This window comes from Gudongella sp. QWL-04 (assembly GCF_058683975.1).
The window spans coordinates 870,659-891,230 of sequence record NZ_CM178754.1 but is presented as its reverse complement, the minus strand read 5'-3'; the positions used below and the strand labels follow the sequence as shown (position 1 = coordinate 891,230).

Annotated in this window: 22 protein-coding genes; all 22 read left to right on the top strand. The window is 40.2% G+C overall.

Annotated elements, in window-relative coordinates; translation table 11 throughout:
- Window positions 1-103: 103 nt before the first annotated feature.
- Window positions 104-1,303 carry an acetate/propionate family kinase gene (locus AC4PHB_RS04495; RefSeq protein ID WP_492137445.1) on the top strand — a complete coding sequence of 400 codons (1,200 nt, stop codon included), beginning with the start codon at window positions 104-106 and terminating at the stop codon, window positions 1,301-1,303.
- Window positions 1,304-1,363: 60 nt separating this feature from the next.
- Window positions 1,364-1,876, top strand: coding sequence for a YceD family protein (locus tag AC4PHB_RS04490; RefSeq protein ID WP_492137444.1), 513 nt, complete (start codon window positions 1,364-1,366; stop codon window positions 1,874-1,876).
- A 13-nt stretch (window positions 1,877-1,889) separates the two neighbouring features.
- Window positions 1,890-2,069, top strand: coding sequence for a 50S ribosomal protein L32 (gene rpmF / locus AC4PHB_RS04485; protein ID WP_333687767.1), 180 nt, complete (start codon window positions 1,890-1,892; stop codon window positions 2,067-2,069).
- An 89-nt stretch (window positions 2,070-2,158) separates the two neighbouring features.
- Window positions 2,159-3,154 (top strand): phosphate acyltransferase PlsX, encoded by a 996-nt coding sequence (gene plsX, locus AC4PHB_RS04480; RefSeq protein ID WP_492137443.1) that lies wholly within the window; start codon window positions 2,159-2,161, stop codon window positions 3,152-3,154.
- Between the two features lies 1 nt (window position 3,155).
- Window positions 3,156-3,386 (top strand): acyl carrier protein, encoded by a 231-nt coding sequence (gene acpP / locus AC4PHB_RS04475; protein WP_492137442.1) that lies wholly within the window; start codon window positions 3,156-3,158, stop codon window positions 3,384-3,386.
- Window positions 3,387-3,404: 18 nt separating this feature from the next.
- Window positions 3,405-4,121 carry a ribonuclease III gene (rnc, locus tag AC4PHB_RS04470; RefSeq protein WP_492137441.1) on the top strand — a complete coding sequence of 239 codons (717 nt, stop codon included), beginning with the start codon at window positions 3,405-3,407 and terminating at the stop codon, window positions 4,119-4,121.
- Window positions 4,114-5,190, top strand: coding sequence for an elongator complex protein 3 (locus tag AC4PHB_RS04465; RefSeq protein ID WP_492137440.1), 1,077 nt, complete (start codon window positions 4,114-4,116; stop codon window positions 5,188-5,190). The genes rnc and AC4PHB_RS04465 overlap by 8 nt, the downstream gene beginning before the upstream one ends.
- Before the next feature lie 63 nt (window positions 5,191-5,253).
- Window positions 5,254-8,826, top strand: a complete 3,573-nt coding sequence (smc, locus tag AC4PHB_RS04460) for a chromosome segregation protein SMC (RefSeq protein WP_492137439.1) — start codon at window positions 5,254-5,256, stop codon at window positions 8,824-8,826.
- 9 nt (window positions 8,827-8,835) lie between these two features.
- Window positions 8,836-9,807, top strand: coding sequence for a signal recognition particle-docking protein FtsY (gene ftsY, locus AC4PHB_RS04455; RefSeq protein WP_492137438.1), 972 nt, complete (start codon window positions 8,836-8,838; stop codon window positions 9,805-9,807).
- Window positions 9,808-9,894: 87 nt separating this feature from the next.
- On the top strand, window positions 9,895-10,254 hold the full coding sequence (gene ylxM / locus AC4PHB_RS04450) for a YlxM family DNA-binding protein (RefSeq protein ID WP_492137437.1): 360 nt from the start codon (window positions 9,895-9,897) through the stop codon (window positions 10,252-10,254).
- Between the two features lie 39 nt (window positions 10,255-10,293).
- Entirely contained in the window at window positions 10,294-11,634 is a 1,341-nt protein-coding gene (gene ffh / locus AC4PHB_RS04445; RefSeq protein ID WP_492137436.1) for a signal recognition particle protein, read from the top strand.
- Window positions 11,635-11,664: 30 nt separating this feature from the next.
- Entirely contained in the window at window positions 11,665-11,934 is a 270-nt protein-coding gene (rpsP, locus tag AC4PHB_RS04440) for a 30S ribosomal protein S16 (protein ID WP_492137435.1), read from the top strand.
- A gap of 17 nt (window positions 11,935-11,951) precedes the next feature.
- Window positions 11,952-12,182, top strand: coding sequence for a KH domain-containing protein (locus AC4PHB_RS04435; RefSeq protein WP_492137434.1), 231 nt, complete (start codon window positions 11,952-11,954; stop codon window positions 12,180-12,182).
- A gap of 26 nt (window positions 12,183-12,208) precedes the next feature.
- Window positions 12,209-12,709 (top strand): ribosome maturation factor RimM, encoded by a 501-nt coding sequence (gene rimM, locus AC4PHB_RS04430; RefSeq protein WP_492137433.1) that lies wholly within the window; start codon window positions 12,209-12,211, stop codon window positions 12,707-12,709.
- Entirely contained in the window at window positions 12,706-13,440 is a 735-nt protein-coding gene (trmD, locus tag AC4PHB_RS04425; RefSeq protein ID WP_492137432.1) for a tRNA (guanosine(37)-N1)-methyltransferase TrmD, read from the top strand. Before rimM ends, trmD begins: the two co-directional genes overlap by 4 nt.
- A gap of 103 nt (window positions 13,441-13,543) precedes the next feature.
- Entirely contained in the window at window positions 13,544-13,891 is a 348-nt protein-coding gene (gene rplS, locus AC4PHB_RS04420) for a 50S ribosomal protein L19 (protein WP_333688951.1), read from the top strand.
- A 53-nt stretch (window positions 13,892-13,944) separates the two neighbouring features.
- Complete coding sequence (gene ylqF, locus AC4PHB_RS04415) at window positions 13,945-14,799, top strand: ribosome biogenesis GTPase YlqF (protein WP_492137742.1); 855 nt, start codon at window positions 13,945-13,947, stop codon at window positions 14,797-14,799.
- Entirely contained in the window at window positions 14,800-15,417 is a 618-nt protein-coding gene (gene rnhB, locus AC4PHB_RS04410) for a ribonuclease HII (RefSeq protein WP_492137431.1), read from the top strand.
- Window positions 15,414-15,770, top strand: a complete 357-nt coding sequence (locus AC4PHB_RS04405) for a YraN family protein (RefSeq protein ID WP_492137430.1) — start codon at window positions 15,414-15,416, stop codon at window positions 15,768-15,770. Before rnhB ends, AC4PHB_RS04405 begins: the two co-directional genes overlap by 4 nt.
- A gap of 24 nt (window positions 15,771-15,794) precedes the next feature.
- Window positions 15,795-17,324 carry a YifB family Mg chelatase-like AAA ATPase gene (locus AC4PHB_RS04400; protein ID WP_492137429.1) on the top strand — a complete coding sequence of 510 codons (1,530 nt, stop codon included), beginning with the start codon at window positions 15,795-15,797 and terminating at the stop codon, window positions 17,322-17,324.
- Entirely contained in the window at window positions 17,302-18,420 is a 1,119-nt protein-coding gene (gene dprA, locus AC4PHB_RS04395) for a DNA-processing protein DprA (protein WP_492137428.1), read from the top strand. The genes AC4PHB_RS04400 and dprA overlap by 23 nt, the downstream gene beginning before the upstream one ends.
- A gap of 24 nt (window positions 18,421-18,444) precedes the next feature.
- A complete protein-coding gene (gene topA / locus AC4PHB_RS04390; protein ID WP_492137427.1) occupies window positions 18,445-20,523 on the top strand; it encodes a type I DNA topoisomerase in 2,079 nt (692 codons plus the stop codon).
- Window positions 20,524-20,572 lie beyond the last annotated feature (49 nt).

Here is a 20,572-nt window from a genome sequence, read left to right as displayed (position 1 = left end):
AGTATTATCAGATTCAGTTTTTACCGTATGACCATTTAATCTGTTGATTTTTTAACAGATATAATATAATATTGATATAGAAAAAACCTAAGGAGGTCACCAGATGAAAATTTTAGTAATCAATTGTGGCAGCTCTTCATTAAAATATCAATTGATAGATATGAATGGAGAATTAGTACTTGCTAAAGGTCTTGTTGAGAGGATAGGAATAGAGGGATCCAGAATAAAGCATGATACAACAGGCAAGGAGAGAGTAACCATAGAAGAGCCTATGAAGGATCATAAGAGAGCTCTCGAACTGGTTCTTGCAGCAATCGTTGACAAAAACCATGGAGCTGTAGGATCAATGGATGAGATCAGTGCTGTTGGACACAGGGTAGTTCACGGTGGAGAAGATTTTGCTTCCTCTGTAATTATCAATGATGCAGTAATGGATGCTTTAAATAGAAACATAGAGCTTGCACCACTCCATAATCCACCAAACATAATGGGTATTGAGGCTTGTAAGGAGCTTATGCCCAGCGTACCTATGGTAGGAGTGTTTGATACAGCATTCCACCAAACTATACCAGCTGAAAATTATATCTATGCTATACCCTACGAATACTATGAAAAATACAAGATTAGAAGATATGGCTTCCACGGAACCTCCCATAAATATGTTTCTATGAGAGCAGCAGAGATACTTGGAAGAGATATTAAGGATCTCAATATTGTAACATGCCATCTTGGTAATGGTTCCAGTGTGACCGCTGTTCAGGGAGGAAAATCGATCGATACCTCCATGGGCTTTACTCCTCTCGAAGGATTAGCCATGGGAACAAGGTCAGGAGATATTGACCCTGCCATTATTCCATTTATTATGGATAAGGAAGGTCTGTCATTTGAGGAAGTAAACGATATGCTGAACAAGAAATCAGGAGTTCTTGGAATATCCGGGATCAGCAGCGACTTCAGAGATCTTGAGATAGCAGCTGAAGAAGGGAATAAAAGAGCAGAACTTGCATTAAAAGTATTTACCAACAGAGTTACCAAATACATCGCTGCATACGCTGCTCAAATGTGCAGAATAGACGTTCTTGTATTCACAGCGGGAATAGGGGAAAATTCAGGCTTGATAAGAGAGATGGTTTGTGAAGGTCTTGAGTGTATGAATATAAGGATCGATAAAGTTCTTAACAACACAAGAGGCCAGGAAGCGATCGTCAGCAAGAACCTTGCAGGTGCTACGATAATGGTCATTCCAACGAATGAAGAGCTAATGATTGCAAGAGATACACTAGAGCTTGTAAGCAACAGATAATTGTTGACAAAGCCATTTCGCGTATATATAATAGTAGTGTTAGTCTAAGAGGTGACATTTATGCTTATTGATTTATCTAGTTTTCTTCATGGCGAGGAAGCAACACTTTCATTTTCTTTTGAACTTGATGAAAATGCTTTACCGAACAAATATGCTTACCCTGTAAAGTACCCAATAATTCTCAATCTAGATCTCTACAAGGTTGATGGTGAATATTTGTTCAATGTTGAAGGCAACTACAGTTATGAAGCAGAATGTGACCGCTGTCTGAAGCGCGTCAATAAAGTTATAGAGTTTAATGCATCAGGCAGGCTGACGGAAAAAAAGGGGAACACTGATGAGGGTGAGGATTCTGACGAGGAATTAAGTCTCGAGGATGATCAACTGGACCTCGAAGAGTACATTTGGAATCAAATAGTAAGTTCCCTGCCAATGAAATTTGTCTGCAGTGAAAGCTGCAAAGGGTTGTGTCCTAAGTGCGGAAAGGATCTCAATAAGGGCGACTGTGGCTGCGGAGGCAATACCGGAGATTTAAGATTTGAAAAGCTAAGGGAACTTTCGCTAAATGATTAAGGAGGTGTTTTAGATGGCAGTACCAAAAAGGAAAACTTCTAAGCAGAGGAGAGACAAAAGAAGAGCCTCTTCTTATAGACTAAATAAAACTACAGTTGTTGAATGTCCACAATGTCATGAGCCCAAACAACCCCATAGAGTTTGCAGAAGCTGTGGCTATTACAAGAGCAGAGAAGTTATTGTAGTCGAGTAAGAGGTAAAAGATAGTGATTAGCTTCACTATCTTTTTTTTATGTGCTAAAATATATCTAAGATTTCTACTTCTAAACAGCGGAGGGTATTATGAGGATTATAGTAGATGGGATGGGAGGAGATCAAGCTCCCATATCAACTGTAAAGGCTTCTGTGGAAGCTGTATCAAAATATGGGGTAAACATAACCATTACGGGACCAGCAGAAACATTGATTAAGGAATTGGATAAGTATGATTACCCAGCCGGTAGTATCGAGATACTAAATGCGGCGGACGTAATAACTAATGATGATGATCCTGCTATTGCTATTAGAAAAAAGAAGAATAGTTCGATGGTTGTCGGATTGAAGGCACTAGCGGATGGAGAGGGCGACGGTTTCATTTCTGCCGGGAATACTGGTGCTTTACTTGCAGGAGGCCTCTTTATTATCAAAAGGATAGAGGGTATAGACAGAGCTGCTCTGACGACACTTTACCCAACGCTGAAGGGAGTGTCTATACTTGTGGACGCTGGTGCAAATGTAGATTCAAAACCAGAGTATCTCAAACAGTTTGCAATCATGGGTTCAGCATACATGGAACAAGTTCTTAGGATACCGAATCCGAAGGTAGGCTTGATAAATGTCGGCACAGAAAGCACAAAGGGAAATCAGCTTACAAAGGAGACGTATCTGCTTCTTCAGAATACTGATCTGAACTTTATTGGGAATATTGAGGGCAGGGATATTCCTTATGGAGCAGCAGACGTCATGGTATGTGACGGATTTGTTGGGAATATAGCATTGAAGCTTACAGAAGGGATGGCCTCTTCTATTTTTCAGTTATTGAAAGATTCATTAACTGCAAATACTAAATCAAAGCTCGGAGCATTGCTCCTAAAGAGTGAACTTAAGGAAATGAAAAAGCGGCTAGATTATAGGGAATACGGAGGAGCACCATTATTAGGTACGAAAATGCCCGTGGTAAAGGCACACGGCAGCTCTGACTGGTATGCTTTCATGAATGGTATCGGACAATTGAAAAAGTTTATTGAAAATGATGTTATTACACTTATAGAAAATAATATTGTGAAAATGGAGGAGTAAAATGCTGACGGAGAGAATAATAAAACTTATAGCTGAGCAGTTTAATGTAGATGAGGAAAGTATAACTCTTGAGACCTCATTCAAGGATGACTTAAATGCTGATTCCCTTGATCTGGTAGAGCTTATTATGGCACTAGAGGATGAGTTTGGCTTAGAGGTTGAGGATGAGGAAGTAGAAAATATAAAAACAGTTGGAGATGCCAAGGATTATATAAAGAGAAACCTACAGTAATTTATGAGGTGATGGGGTATGGATGGAATTTTATCATCGAGGCTTAATAAGCTGCAAGAAAATCTTGAATACAGCTTCAAGGATCTGGAACTATTGGAAACAGCATTGACCCATAGTTCTTTTGCCAATGAGAACAACCTCCACCCCAGTAAAAGCAATCAAAGGCTTGAATTCCTAGGTGATACTGTAATCAATCTTGTTGTAAGTGAATATCTGTATAACAAATATCCTTTCTATCCGGAGGGGGAGTTGACTAAAATCAGAGCTAAGGTTGTATGTGAATCATCCTTGGCATTAGCAGCGAGAAAAATAAAATTGGGAGACTTCCTCATGTTGGGAAAGGGAGAAGAAGCAACTGGTGGACGTACGAGAGATTCAATACTGGCAGATGCTAGTGAAGCTATTGCAGGAGCAGTATTTCTAGACAGTGACTATGGCACAGCAAAGAGGTTCTTGGTTTCAAGATTTGAAAATGACATAGTTAGGGCTGTTGCAAAGGGAAATCTATTTATTGATTACAAGACACAACTCCAGGAAAAGCTTCAAAAAATAACTAAAGAAAGACTAAGCTATAATGTGATCAGGGAAGAGGGGCCGGATCACAATAAAATATTTTATGTGGATGTATTCCTGGGATCTGATGTCATAGGGTCAGGATTTGGAAGGAATAAGAAGGAGGCTGAGCAACTCTCTGCGAAAGAGGCTCTTATCCTGATGGGTGAAGATTATGATTAGGCATTACATAATACCAATATTCGTACCTCATTATGGATGCCCACATGACTGTGTCTTCTGTAATCAAAATAAAATTACCGGCCTGGAAACAGACGTCACAGAATCACAGGTTAAGGCTACAATTGACGAATACTTGGCAACCTTTCAAAAAGACTCTTTTATAGAGGTTGCATTCTATGGAGGCAGCTTTACAGCTATAGACTTAGAAACCCAAAGAAAACTCCTCTCTATACCCAGGAAGTATAAAGAAGAAGGAAAAATTAATGGGATAAGGCTATCCACAAGACCAGATGCAATTGATGATGTTATTCTTAATATGCTCAAGGATTGCCTCGTCGACACTATCGAGCTTGGTGTACAATCTCTGGATCCTCTAGTGCTAGAGCTGAGCGAAAGAGGGCATTCAAGTAAAGATGTCCTTATTTCATCAAGGATGATCAAAGAAATGGGGTTTAAGCTTGGCCTTCAGCTCATGACAGGATTGCCGGGGGATTCCTACGACAAGAGTCTTGAAAGTGCTAAGAAGATATTATCCTTAAAGCCTGATTTTATTAGAATATATCCGACTCTTGTAATAAAGGGGACAAGTCTGGAGAAAATGTATTCAGATGGCTCCTACAAACCACAAAGCTTAGAGGAAGCTGTCGAGACAGCATGTGATATTCTTATATTAGCTGAAGCAGCGGATACTAAGGTTATAAGGATAGGCTTGCAGCCTACTGACAATATTCAGGAGGGAAAGGATGTTATTGGAGGTCCTTTCCACCCATCGATTCGTCAACTGGTGGAATCCAGGCTTTTATACAAGCTATTGAGCAGATCTATAGAAACAGAGAAACTTCCCTCAGGTAAAGCATGGACTATATTTTGTCCAAAGGGTTATAGCTCAGTAGTATCAGGTCAAAAAGGCTCCAATAAAGTTGAGCTGGTTAAGCTGTTCCATGCAACCAGACTTAAGATCATTGAGGAAGATTTACCTGAAAACAGAATTAGACTAGAAACCGATGGATTTACTAAAGAGATAGATTTAAAAGCATTAAAGTTAGAAGAAGCTAGCAGTATAGGATAAGGTTTCCTTTTGGAGACCTTATTGTTTGGACTATATCCTCCAAAGAGGAATGAGGTGTTGGATTTGTATCTAAAGAAAGTTGATATCCAGGGATTTAAGTCCTTTGCGGAAAAAACTGAAGTTGAGTTTAACAGCAAAGTAACAGCTATTGTCGGACCAAATGGTAGTGGCAAGAGCAATATTGCTGATGCTATCAGATGGGTTTTGGGAGAGCAAAGCGTCAAGAGCCTAAGAGGTATCAAGATGGAGGATGTAATTTTTTCAGGTACTGAAAAAAGAAGGGCTCTTGGATTCTCTGAGGTAACTATAACCTTTGATAACAGTTCCAGAAGAATACCAGTAGAATACGGTGAGGTTGCTGTAACACGAAGGATGTTCAGATCCGGTGAAAGTGAATATTACATAAATAAAAACGCATGCCGTCTTAAGGATGTGCGGGAGCTTTTTATGGATACAGGTGTGGGTAAAGAAGGCTATTCGATTATAGGCCAGGGAAAAATCGACGAAATATTGTCCAATAAACCAGAGGACAGAAGGAATATATTTGAAGAAGCTGCAGGAATAATCAAGTTCAAGACTCGAAAACAAGAAGCACTGAGAAAGTTGGATAAAACTGAAGTCAATCTCACCAGGATCGGCGATCTTCTTCACGAGATCAAAAATCAAAAGGAACAGCTAAAAGATGAAGCTGAGAAAGCAAGCGAGTTTCAAAGACTTTTCGGCCAGCTGCGTGATCTTGACGTTGCCATGGCATCACGGGAAATAAAAAGAATGAGATCCGCATCTGAAAAACTGGATTCCAAGGAAGCTGAATTGCTTGAAGAAAAGAAACTTCTGGAAAACGAAATGGATTCGATTACAGCGGCCTTTGGAAACATTAAGGGAAATATCGATAGCGTTGAAAAGGCTATAGAGGAGAAAAGGTCACTTAAGCTTGAGAATTTTCAACGAAATGAAAGCATTAAAAACAACATTAAGCTTCTTCAGGAGAAGGAAATCTACCTGCAGAGGGAGATAGACAGGTATAATCGCGAAATTATTGATTTAGAAACATCTTTCGATGGGGGCGGAAGCTTTCTCGATGAGTCTAGCATCGAGCTGTTAAACCTTGAGAAGCAAATAAATCAACTTGAGGTTGAATGGAATACATCTGAGAATAAAAAATCAGAACTAATTAAAGAAATAGAGAAGCTGGATTCTTTATCTTCGAGTTTACGTAATGAAATAATGGATGACCAGTCAAAAGTTTTTTCACTAAAAAGTGAAGCGGGAACTATAACGTCTTTTACTGAGAGTATTAGAAAGAGGATGATTCAGCTTCAAGAAGAAACAGACGCTATCCAAAGTGACATCCATAATAAAACCGATTCAAAAAATAGGCTTGGATATGAACTTGATGGTTTGAAGCAGAAGTTGGAATATGGTATAGCTGAGCTGGTCGGAGAGGAAAAGGAGCTTTCATTACGTCATAAACTGATGAATGATCTAAGTGAAGATGTATCTAAGAAAGACAATATCCTGAATAATACAGCAGCGACCCTAAGACTTTATGAGAATCTGGAAAAGGATTTCGAAGGCTATTACGGAAGCGTCAAGGCTCTTGCTATCAAAGCAAAGGAAAGCAATGAATTTGCTAATGGCTATTTAGGATTGGTAGCAGATTTGTTTAAAGTTGAGGATCGATACCTTAAAGCGATTGAGATAGCTCTTGGAAGCAATATACAAAATATTGTGGTCGAAAATGAAGAAACTGCAAAAAGATATATTCGCTATTTGAAGGATTCCAATAAGGGAAGAGCTACGTTCCTGCCTGTCAGTACCATTAAGGGCAGCGAGTTGACACTTGATAAAAAAATGTCATCATCAAAAGGGTACCTAGGGGTTGCAAGCAGTATTATCGACTGCGACAGACACCTAAAGGAAATATTCAATCAACTGCTTGGCAGAACCTTGATATTCGACTGCATTGATAATGCAATTGAATATTCAAAGAGATACTCGTATAAGAACAGAATAGTTACTTTAGAAGGCGATGTAGTAAATCCAGGCGGTAGTTTGACAGGAGGAAGTACAAGCTCAAAAGGTACTTCGATTCTTAGCAGAAAGCAGGCAATTGAATCACTTAAGGTAGAATCCAAAGACTTGCTACTGGAATTGTCTTCCTTAAAAAATACACTTGAATCAGAAAGTGCAAATATTATTCAACTCAATAATAAAATCATAGGGATACAAGAAAAAAATAAACGGCAATATGATGAAATATTAGATAACGAGCGACGCTCCGCACTAATCGAGCTCGATATTGAACGGCTTAAGGCTGACTTAAATAAAAAGAGGATAGAGACCAATGCACTACAGGATGAGCTGAACCAGCTGACGATAAGTGCGGTTAAAATTGATAAAGAAGCATCAGAAATGGCATTGAGCCTTGAAAATAAGAGAAATCTTTCAAGATCCAACGAAGAAAAGCTGATTGTGCTACGAGACAGTCTGGGAGAATTAAATAATGAAATCACTGATTTAAGACTAAATGTAAGTATTCTCAGAAACAGGTTCTCTGCATTGGAATCTCAAATGAATCAATTCATTTTAAACGTAAAGGATACTCGGACTTCACTTGAAAATAAGAGGAAAGAATTACGATCAATTGATAACCTCATCACAGAAAACAGGTTCGAGGTAGAAAACCTGAAACTCATAATATCCAGTAGTCAGGAGGAGGAGTCCAAAGAGGCTGAAGATCTTAAGCAATTACTCCAATCCAAGGATAAGCTAATGGACTCTTTTTATGAGCTTCAGGAAAGAAACAGGATACTGGCTCAGAGACTTGCTAAAGTTGACCGGGAAATCGACAAGCTTGATATGGACAGGTCAAGATTTGATATTCAGATTGAGTCGATGGCTGAAAGAATGCAGACAGATTATGATCTGGACATCGATACAGTTTTGTCATTCAGCATTTCAGTCGAAAATGTACGCGAGGAGCAAAATTCAATAAAGGAGCTCAGATCCAGGATCAAGGAATTAGGAAACATAAACCTAGGGGCTATAGAAGATTATAAGAACTCTGTTGAAAGATTCCAATTTCTAACATCCCAATTGGATGACCTTATCTCAGCCCGTGAGGATATCCAAATGGTGATAAGAGACATGGAAAAGAAAATGAGGATCCAATTTAAAAAATCCTTTGACGAAATAAATGAAAAATTTCAGCATACCTTCTCAACTTTATTCAATGGGGGAAAGGCAAGGTTAGAATTAGAGGAGGGAGAAGATATACTAACCTCCGGTATCGAAATAATGGCTCAGCCTCCAGGTAAAAAGCTACAGAGCCTGATGCTGTTGTCAGGCGGAGAAAAATCGCTGACAGCTGTTGCTCTTTTGTTTGCGATTTTGAAGACCAAGCCATCACCTTTCTGTATACTCGATGAGATAGATGCTGCGCTGGATGAGGCAAATATTAGTCGGTATACCAATTATCTCAAAACCTTCGATGACGACACCCAATTTGTATTGATAACTCACAGAAAAACGACTATGGAGATAGCAGACATTCTATACGGTGTGACTATGGAGGAAGAAGGAGTAAGCAGACTTATTTCGCTTAGACTAAAGGATTACAGCGTGGCTGGATAGGAGGTTGCAATGTTTAATTGGTTTAAAAAGGAGAAAGAGATTGTAAGTGAGGATAAAACTCTAAATCCAGGATTTCTTGACAAGTTGAAGATAGGTCTATCAAAGACTCGGAAGGAAATGAGCAATAAACTGGAGGATATTTTCACTGGGTACAAGGGTATTGAGGATGGGCTTTTTGAGGACCTTGAGGATATTTTAGTATCTACCGATGCTGGCGTTGGGCCTTCAATGAAAATTATTGAAAGACTTAGAGTCAGAGTAAGAGAGGAAAAGGCTACAGAATCTGACCAGGTGAGGGAGTTGTTAAAGGATGAGATCAAGAAGCTGATGCTTGAATCTGTACAAGAAAATGCACTTAAACTTGAGCCCCATCCATCTGTGTTATTGGTGGTCGGGGTCAACGGAGTCGGTAAAACCACAACTATTGGTAAACTGGCTTACGGTTTCAAACAAAGTGGTAAGAAAGTTCTAATAGCAGCTGGTGATACATTCAGAGCAGCTGCAATCGAACAACTCGAGGAATGGAGCAATAGAGCAGGTGTTGAAATAGTAGCACACACGGAAGGATCAGATCCTGCAGCTGTTATTTTTGACGGCATACAGGCAGCTAAGGCTCGAAAAACTGATATCCTGATATGTGATACAGCTGGAAGGCTTCATAACAAATCAAATCTAATGAATGAACTTGGCAAGATTTTTAGGATAATTGAGAGGGAATATCCTGAGGCAACCAAAGAAGTACTGCTGGTCTTAGATGCAACTACTGGTCAGAATGCAATCAATCAGGCCAAAGTGTTCAAGGAGGTTGCTCAAATAACTGGCGTTGCACTCACAAAGCTCGATGGTACCGCTAAGGGTGGAGTAGCTATCGCACTTCAAACAGAGCTGGCGCTTCCAATCAAGCTAATTGGAGTGGGGGAGAGCCTTGAAGATCTTCAGCCATTCTCAGTCGATTCATTTGTTGAGGCTATGTTTGAATAGCTTAGAAAAACTTGACAAGTTTAAAGATATGAAATAATATAATACTGTCAAGGAAATTGCTTGACAGTATATTTGGTTGGTGATAAAATGGAGAAGTTGGTTAGAATCGGTATATTGCTTGATTTCTATGGTAAGCTACTCAGTGAGAAGCAATACCAGATAATGGAGCTACACTATCTCAACGATTTTTCACTTTCAGAGATCGGAGAGGAATTGGGGGTCAGCAGACAAAGTGTATTTGACACCTTAAAGCGCTCTGAAGATAAGCTTTTTTCCTTTGAAAATGAGCTTGGTCTTGTAGAAAAATTCTACTCTAGTCAGGACACTATACATGAAATAAGAAGAATTGCAGCTGAAATTTATGAAATAGGTAAAATTGGGGCAAATAAAGAAATCATGGATAAAGCCATAGGTATTGAGGAAAGGATATCAAAAATACTTTTCTAAAGAGTATCATCCTAGAAACATGTGGCAGGAGGGTTAAAATTGGTATTTGAAAGCTTATCTGAAAAGCTGCAAAATGCTCTTGGTAAGCTCAAGGGCAAGGGTAAGATAAATGAAAAGGATCTTGATGCTGCTCTTCGAGAGGTCAGATTGGCACTTCTTGAAGCTGATGTCAACTTTAAGGTAGTAAAGGACTTCATAAAGAGGATAAAGGATAGAGCTCTTGGTACAGAAGTAATGGAGAGCCTTACTCCCGGTCAACAAGTAGTCAAGATAGTTAATGACGAGCTGACAGCTCTTATGGGAGAAAAAGAGGCTAAGCTTGAATTTGCTTCATCTCCTCCAACTGTGATACTTATGTGTGGTCTGCAGGGAGCTGGGAAAACAACGACTACTGGAAAGCTTGCAGGTCTGCTCAAAAAGCAAGGCAAAAGACCATTGCTTGTTGCCTGCGACATTTATAGACCAGCTGCAATAAAACAGCTTGAAGTGGTTGGTGAAAAAGTAAATGTACCGGTTTTCTCGATGGGAGATAAACATAACCCTGTGGACATTGCCAAAGCAGCACTTGAACATGGCAGGAAGCATGGCAACGACGTAATAATCGTTGATACTGCTGGAAGGCTTCATATCGATGAGGAACTGATGGAAGAAATAATCAACATCAAGTCTGCAGTTAAGCCTAAGGAGATATTACTCGTTCTTGATGCCATGACGGGACAGGATGCAGTTAATGTTGCGGAGAGCTTTAATGAGAAGCTGGGGATAACTGGAGTCGTTCTCACTAAGCTTGATGGAGATGCCAGAGGTGGTGCAGCACTTTCAATAAGGGCTGTAACAGATAAGCCTATAAAATTCGTTGGTTTGGGGGAAAAAGCAGATCAACTTGAACCTTTCCACCCGGACAGAATGGCTTCTAGAATCTTAGGTATGGGTGACGTGCTAAGCTTGATCGAAAAGGCCCAGGCCGGTATCGACGAAAAGAAAGCAATGGAACTTGAGAAAAAGATGAGGACGGCTCAGTTCACCTTTGACGATTTTCTGGACCAGCTGGAGCAAATGAAAAAAATGGGGCCTTTGGATGAGCTTTTAGGAATGATACCAGGCATGAATTCCAAAGCTCTAAAGGGACTTGACCTTGATCCTAAGGATTTGGTAAAGACTGAGGCTATCATCAAGTCGATGAATCGAAGAGAAAGGGACAATCCGGATATAATTGACAGCAGCAGAAGAAAGAGAATAGCTGCCGGCAGTGGAACTACAGTCTCCGATGTAAACAAATTATTAAAGCAGTTCAAAGAAACAAAGAAAATGATGAAGAAATTCTCAGAAATGAGTAAAGGTCCGAAGAAAAAAGGGAAATTAGGATTCCCCTTTTTCTAAATAGATATCAAATTACAGGAGGTGAAATTAATGGCAGTTAAAATCAGACTTAAGAGAATGGGTGCAAAGAAGACTCCTTTCTATAGAATCGTAGTTGCAGATTCAAGATCACCAAGAGATGGAAGATTCATTGAGGAAATTGGTTACTACAACCCTCTTACAGAGCCAAAGACTATCAAGATTGACAGTGAGAAGGCAGAAAAGTGGCTTAAAAACGGCGCAAAACCAACTGAAACAGTTGAGAAGCTTTTCAAAAACAGTGGATTGTACAATAAAGCAGAAGAAGTTACTGAAGAATAATCCTGGAGGTGCACACTATGGGTGAATTGGTAGAGTTTATAGCAAGGTCACTGGTAGACAATCCTGACATGGTCAGCGTAAATGAAGTGGAAGGCTCTCAATCCATAATAATCGAGCTTAAGGTTGCACCTGAGGACATGGGTAAGATAATTGGTAAGCAGGGAAGAATCGCCAAAGCCATAAGAACTGTTGTCAAAGCTGCTGCCATCAAAGACAACAAAAGAGTTGTCGTTGAAATTCTACAGTAGTTAAGTCTTATCGGATAGGTGGAAAAATGGGATATACCGCCATTGGGAAAATAACGAATACTCACGGTGTAAAGGGAGATATGAAGATATTTCCTTTGACTGATGATCCGGATAGGTTTTTCAATCTGAGAAAGGCTTACATCGGTGAAATAAAGGAAGAAGTATTGCCTGAAGATCCAAGGATCCACAAGGGCATGGTTCTGCTTAAGTTTAAAGGCCTCGAGGATATAAACAAAATACTTCGATTCAAGGGACAGTATATCTATATTCTTGATGATGACAGAGTCAAATTACCTGAAGGAAGATACTATATATCTGATCTTTTAGGTTGTGAGGTTTTTGATATGTCCGAAAGGAAACTTGGGACGATAAAGGATGTTCTTCAGGGAGCAGCCAACGATGTTTATGTTATTGACGGGGGTAATGGCAAGGAATATCTTATACCTGCCGTGGAGAGGTTTATAGTATCGGTCAACATAACCGATAAAAGGATCCAGGTGGATCCGATAGAAGGAATGATTGAATGAAAATCGATGTTTTGACATTATTTCCGGAAGTATTCGATGTGTTGAGAAGCTACAGCATCGTTGGTAGAGCAATATCTGAAGAAATACTGGAAATTTCAGCCGTAAATATCAGAGATTTCTCTGAGGACAAGCACGGCAGGGTTGACGATTACCCTTATGGCGGAGGCAGGGGCATGGTTATGAAGCCAGAGCCTGTATACTCATCAATACTGTCAGTCAGAAAGCCAAATAGCAGGATCATATACCTATCTCCTCAAGGAGAGCCTTTAACACAGGAGAAGGTAGTTGAACTTTCATTAGAAAGCCATCTAATATTATTGGCTGGTCATTACGAAGGGATAGACAGTAGAGTAATTGAGAGTTTTGTTGATGAGGAGATATCTATAGGTGATTATGTTCTTACTGGTGGCGAATTGCCGGCTATGGTATTAATAGACTCGATAGCAAGACTACTTCCCGGAGTATTGGCCTCAGATGAATCATATGAGATTGAATCCCACTATAATGGATTATTGGAGTATCCTCAATACACACGTCCAAGGGTGTTCATGGGAATGAAGGTTCCAGAAGTATTGCTGAGTGGAGATCATGAAAAGATATCGTTGTGGAGAAAGCTCAGTTCATTCAAAACCACTATAAAGAAGAGACCTGATCTTATCAGCAGACTTAAGGACAGCAATTATGAGCTGGAAGAGCTTTGGATGCTGCTGGATAAGCTGGGTAAAAGATAGTTGTCTAAATCAGGACGCTATGCTATAATACAAAAGGTGTTTACTAAGAACGGTCCTCTGCAAAGGTTGCAAGAACGTTTAGATAGAAGGGAGGATACTAATAATGGATATAATCAAAATGCTGGAAGCTGAACAACTAAGAAATGATCTTCCTGAGTTTGCTGTAGGTGACAACGTACAGGTTCACTACAAGGTTGTTGAGGGAACAAGAGAAAGAATTCAGGTTTTTGAAGGAACTGTCATCAAAATCCAAGGAGGCAGTGCAAGAAAGACCTTTACTGTAAGAAGAATTTCCTACGGTGTAGGAGTTGAAAGAACTTTCCCTATGCATTCACCAAGAGTTGAAAAAATAGTCGTAGTCAGAAAGGGTAAAGTCAGAAGAGCTAAACTATACTACCTAAGAGACAGATTGGGTAAATCTGCTAAGGTCAAAGAGAAAAGATTTTATTAATGGGACTGTTTCAGTCCCAATTTTCATATTTAAGTGGGTGTAAAAAAATGGACATGAATATAAACTGGTATCCAGGCCACATGAAGAAAACCAGGGAATCAATACAGAAAAGTCTTGTCATGATCGATATTGTTTTTGAACTCCTGGATGCCAGGATCCCCTTCAGCAGTAGGAATCCAATAATAGATGAGCTTGTAGGCAGGAAGCCAAGAATAATTATCCTTAATAAGGCTGACCTTTCTTCTTCAGAGGGGAACAGATTATGGCAGTCGTACTTTGCGGATAGAGGTATCCCTTCTGTGCTGTTAAACTCTCTGAGTGGCAAAGGATTGGAACAGCTTGTTGATCTCGCAAGAACCATAATGGCAGAGAAGAGAGTTAACAATGCAGCAAAAGGCATCATAAACCAACCCATCCGGGCGATGATATTGGGTATTCCCAATGTAGGGAAATCAACGCTGATCAATAGTCTAGCAAAGAGAAAAGGTGCTAAAACAGGTAATCGACCAGGTATAACGAAGACAACCCAATGGATCAAAACTAAGGGAGGTATCGAGTTGCTGGATACTCCCGGAATACTTTGGCCAAAATTCGAGGATCCGGAGGTTGGACTGAATCTGGCATATACGGGAGCAATCAAGGACGAGATACTTGATACGGAAACCTTGGCTCTGAAGCTTCTAGATAAGCTTTGCAGGGAGCACCCAAGTTTAGTCCAGGAAAGATTTCAGGTTCCGGTTGAAGAAATTGAGGCATTGCAGGTCATGGATTCAATTGGTATGAGAAGGGGATGTATTATCAGAGGCGGAGGCATAGATTATGAAAAGACAAGCAGATTGATACTCGATGAGTTCAGAAAAGGCCTGCTTGGAAGAATAACTTTGGAAAAGCCTGAGGATGTGTTATAAGTGTTTGAAATTGAGAGAAGATTATATGATGAAGGACACCGTTTTGTAGCATGTATCGATGAAGTTGGCAGAGGATGTCTGTTTGGTGACGTAGTTGCCTGTGCACTAATTCTACCTCCAAGGTATATTATAGAAGGAGTCAGGGATTCCAAGAAACTTTCGCCTTCGAAAAGAGAGATGCTCTATGACTACATCTTAAATGACTCGATTGCGGTAGGAATAGGCAGGATAGAACCAGATGTCATCGATCGCATAAATATAAAGGAAGCTACAAGACTTGCGATGAAGCAGGCTCTTGACAATCTGGCCGGTAAGGATGGAAAACAAATAATACCCAGTCACATACTTATAGATGCTGAGAGGATACAAACTGGCATACCTCAATCAGGAATAATTGATGGCGACAATATAGTGCATGGTATATCGGCCGCTTCTATAGTAGCAAAGGTTTTCAGAGACAGACTTTGCATCTCATGGGACAAAGCCCATCCAGGTTATGATATCGCAGGTAACAAGGGCTATGGAACTGCCAGACACATCCAGGCATTGCTTGATTATGGCCCTTCTCAACTACACAGAAAAAGCTTCATATCAAAAATAATGGAAGGTAAGAAATGAATAGACATATAAATACAGGTCGGATGGGAGAATCCCTGGCCATTGAGTACTTGACTGACAAAGGATATGTAATTCTCGAAACCAACTATCGGAATAGGATCGGGGAAGTCGATATCATTGCCTATGACAAAGATGTCCTGGTTTTTGTAGAAGTAAAAACCAGACTTGGAAACAATTACGGCTATGCATTCGAATCAGTTGATTCCAGAAAGCAAAAAAAAATTGCCAACACATCTCTAATGTATCTTCAGAAAAGTAGAATGTCTGATGTGCAGGTAAGGTATGATGTTATAGAAGTTTATCCGATGGAGGAAGAAAAAGTCAACCATTTTGAGAATGCATTTTCCTTATAGCTTACAGCCAAAGGAGAGATGAATATGTATTCTAAAGTAAGCACTTGCGTATTACAGGGCCTTAATGGCCATCTGGTAGAGGTCGAGGCAGATCTGTCCAGAGGTCTACCCATGTTCAATATAGTAGGTCTACCCGATGCTGCCATCAAAGAATCAAAGGAAAGAGTTAGGACTGCAGTTAAGAACAGCGGATATGAGTTCCCATTGAGCAGGATCACCATAAATCTTGCTCCAGCTAGCCTTCGGAAGGATGGCTCGCAGATGGATCTGGCTATCGCAGTTGGGATCTTGCGGTCTGCTGCTTTTTTAAAGGATTTTGATTATGAAGGGACTATCTTCATCGGTGAACTGTCACTTGATGGGTCGCTTAACAGGATCGAAGGCGCACTGCCAATGGTGATATCGATGAGAGAAATGGGGTTTAAAAGATTTCTCGTTCCTTTTGCAAACAGAGAAGAGTGTTCAATAATCGAGGATGTAGATATAATGCCAGTTGAAAGTCTATGGGAAGCATGTGCCTACATAAATGGAGAGATCGAACTCAAGCCATATACAAGTGGAGAACTTGGCACCGCTTCATTGGTTGAACCAGAAAGTATTGACTTTGCTGACATTAAAGGTCAGGAAGGCTTGAAACGTGCTATGGAGGTTTCTGCTGCTGGGGCTCACAATCTACTGATAATTGGACCACCCGGCTCAGGTAAAACAATGGCAGCAAGAAGGCTGCCGACAATTCTGCCAGATTTGGGTCTTGAAGAAGCAATAGAAGTGACTAAAATTTATAGTGTTGCAGGTTACCTTACATCAGGCGGCCTCGTTAGAAAAAGGCCTTTTAGGGCTCCACATCATTCTGCATCCGGTGTATCAATAATTGGAGGTGGAAGAGTTCCAAAGCCGGGAGAGGTATCCCTGGCACATAATGGAGTTTTGTTCTTCGATGAGCTCCCGGAATTTCAGAAGAACGTCCTTGAAGTGCTCAGACAACCATTGGAGGATGGAACTGTTCAGATATCGCGAGTGAATGCTTCGCTATCATATCCATCCAGATTCATGTTCGTGGCAAGTATGAACCCATGCCCCTGTGGATACTTGGGTGACCCACTGCACAGCTGTAGCTGCAGCCAGGGGAGTATAGATCGTTACCTGGGTAAGATCAGCCATCCTTTGCTGGACAGGATCGATCTTCACATAGAGGTAATGCCTGTTAAATATGATGATCTAAACTTGGATATAAAAGCCAGATCTTCATTTGAAATGAAGACAGCAGTTGATAATGCTCGCAGGCTTCAAGCGGATAGATTTGTTGGAACGTCAATACTTTACAATGCAAATATGGGGAATAAAGAAATTAAAAGGTACTGCAAGCTTAATAGCTCATGTGAGGAGATCATGAGGGCTGCATTTGACAAATACAGGCTGAGTGGAAGATCCTACAATAGGATCCTTAAGGTAGCTAGAACAATTGCTGACCTGGATTCCTCCGATTCTATTAGAGAGAATCATCTTTTGGAAGCTATTAGCTACCGAGGTCTTGAAAAAAAATATTGGGGGTAGATTCCACATGGACGGAAGATCTACTTTAATTTGGTTAAATATGCTTCAGATCCCAAGTGACAAAATTTGTTCATTCATCAACTGTTATGGGGATATTACTGAGATAAACAAAATGAATGAAGTTGATTTGAAGTCATCCGGGATTTTTTCAGATTTACAAACAGCTAGAATTTTAGATAAAAATTCGATTAAGGATTTGACTCAGTACGAGAAAAAGGTTAGAATTAAAGGCGCTGAAATCCTGACAGATTTTGACGATGATTATCCTGAATCTTTGAGGTCGATCGACGATAGACCCATGGTACTCTACGTAAGAGGAAGTTTTGTGAAGGATGACGCTACTGCCATTGGTATCGTAGGCTCCAGAAAGTCGACTTCCTATGGAAAATGGGCTTGTGAAAAATTTGCTGGTGATTTGGCAGGTCTTGGTGTTACAATAGTCAGTGGTATGGCTTCTGGGATAGACACTCATGCCCATAGGGCAGCCATAGATTCTGGAGGTAGAACAATAGCGGTTTTAGGTTGCGGTATAGACGTGGTATATCCTCTGAAAAATAAATCGCTTTATGACGAGATCCCATCATCTGGTGCTGTCATCAGTGAATTTCCATTGGGAACTCAGCCGCTGCCTTATAACTTTCCAATGAGAAATAGGATCATCTCGGGGTTGAGCATGGGTATTGTGGTAATAGAGGCACAGGAGAAATCTGGTTCACTTATAACCGCAAGTTATGCTGCAAGCCAGGGGAAGGATGTATTTGCTGTACCTGGTAATATCAACAGCCTTTACAGCAGTGGGACAAACCTTCTTATAAAAGATGGCGCCAAACCACTTCTAAGTACTGAGGATATAATTGAGGAATTCCCTGAGTTAAGAATTATTTCAACCAGAACATTTGATAAAGAAATTGATGAGCTACCATTGAGTGAAACAGAGAAAAAGGTGTTGAGGCTCCTGAAGGAAGGGCCACTGCACTGTGATATCATAGCTCTTAAAACTGGCTTGGATATCTCTACAGTCCTTGGGACTTTAATGATATTGGAAATGAAGGAAACTATAAAGGAATTGAGCAGCAGGACTTTTACACTCCGCTAGTCTGCTCACATGGAGGTGCAGACAATGGCGAAAAATTTGGTGATAGTGGAATCTCCAGCCAAAGCAAAAACCATCAGCAAGATTTTAGGTAGAGGGTATAAGGTGGTTGCTTCTGTCGGTCATATCAGGGATCTGCCAAAAAGCAGACTGGGTGTGGATATTGATAACAACTTTGAACCTGACTATATAAATATAAGAGGTAAAGGATCATTGATCAAGGATCTTAAAAAAGAGGCCAAAGCCTCTGAGAAAGTATACCTTGCAACTGACCCCGACCGTGAAGGTGAAGCTATATCATGGCATTTGGCACATATCTTGGGCTTAGATCATGACGCACCTCTTAGAGTTGAATTTAACGAAATAACAAAGGAAAGAATAAAGCAAGCAATCAAGTCCCCCAGATCTCTGGATAAAAATCTAATCGATGCACAGCAGGCCAGACGGATACTTGATAGACTGGTTGGCTATAAGATAAGCCCATTGCTTTGGAAAAAAATCAAAAAAGGTTTAAGTGCAGGAAGGGTACAATCAGTATCAGTAAAATTGATATGTGACAGAGAATCAGAAATTGGAGAGTTCATACCCAAGGAATACTGGACAATTAATGCCATTCTTAAAAAGGACGATCAAGAGTTTGATGCAGCATTTTTTGGAGTTATGAAGGGCGGCAAGGATAAAAGGCTTGAGATTGGAACCGAAGAAGAAGCTAAGAAAATTGTTTCTATTCTTGAGAATGGAACATTCAAGGTAGCTTCGGTGAAGAAAAGCCAAAGAAAACGGAACCCTTATCCTCCGTACACAACAAGTACCCTACAGCAGGACGCTTCCAAGAAACTGGGCTTCACTACTAAGAAAACCATGATGATCGCTCAGCAGTTATACGAGGGAATCGACTTAAAGTCAGGAGGCGTTACAGGTCTTATAACTTATATGAGGACCGATTCGACCAGAGTATCAAATGAGGCAATCAGTGCTGCAAAGGATTATGTTACGAGCAATTTTGGCAAGGAATACTCTAATGGTGGGAAGAGCTATTCAAACAAGTCAAGAAAAGAGACACAGGACGCACACGAAGGTATCAGACCATCATATCCAGGATTGACACCAGACGAAATTGAGAGTAATCTTACCAAAGAGCAGCTAAAGCTATATAAACTCATATGGAACAGATTTATAGGTTCCCAGATGAAAGAAGCTATCTATGATTCAGTAAGTGCATCTATACAAAACGGAGATTACGTTCTTAAATCCAACGGATCAAAGCTCGTGTTCCCTGGGTTTTTAAAGGTTTATTCAACTGCTGATGAAGAAGTAAAGGATATGAAACTCCCTGAACTTATTGAGAATGACCTCCTTTCACTGGTAAAGCTTGATAGAAAACAAAACTTTACACAACCTCCATCAAGGTATACTGAAGCCACACTGATCAAGACTATGGAAGAGCTAGGGATTGGCAGGCCAAGTACCTATGCCCCTACAATAGCTACAATACTCTCAAGAGGATATGTAAGTCTTGAAAAGAAATATTTCTATCCTACTGAGCTAGGGATACTTGTCAATGAATTGTTGACAGAGTATTTCTCTCACGTCATGGACAAAGAATTTACTGCTGGTTTAGAAGAACACCTCGATGAAATAGCTTCAGGAGAAGTAGAGTGGAAAAAGGTAGTCAGTGATTTCTATTCGGAGTTCAGCAAGGAGCTGTCAGTCGCAGAGAAGGAAATCGCTAAAATTGAAATAATGGATGAAGTCAGTGATGTTATCTGTGAAAAGTGTGGAAGAAATATGGTAATCAAGAACGGAAGATTTGGGAAGTTTCTTGCCTGCCCAGGCTATCCTGAATGCAGAAATACTCTACCTATTGTAGAAAAAATCAACGTAAAATGTCCGGTATGCGGTGGGGAGATAGTTAAGAAAAGATCCAAGAAAGGCAGAATTTTTTATGGGTGTGACAAATATCCAGCCTGTGATTTTGTTTCCTGGGATGAGCCCGTTGAAGAAAAATGTCCACAATGTAACGGCCCAATGGTCATTAAGAGATTTAAAAATAAGGCCGTAATAAGATGCTTGAGCAAGGAATGTGGCTATAGTAGAAATATTTAAAAAAATCAAAAAAATGGCTGTACATTTCCTTCTGGATATAGTATGTTAT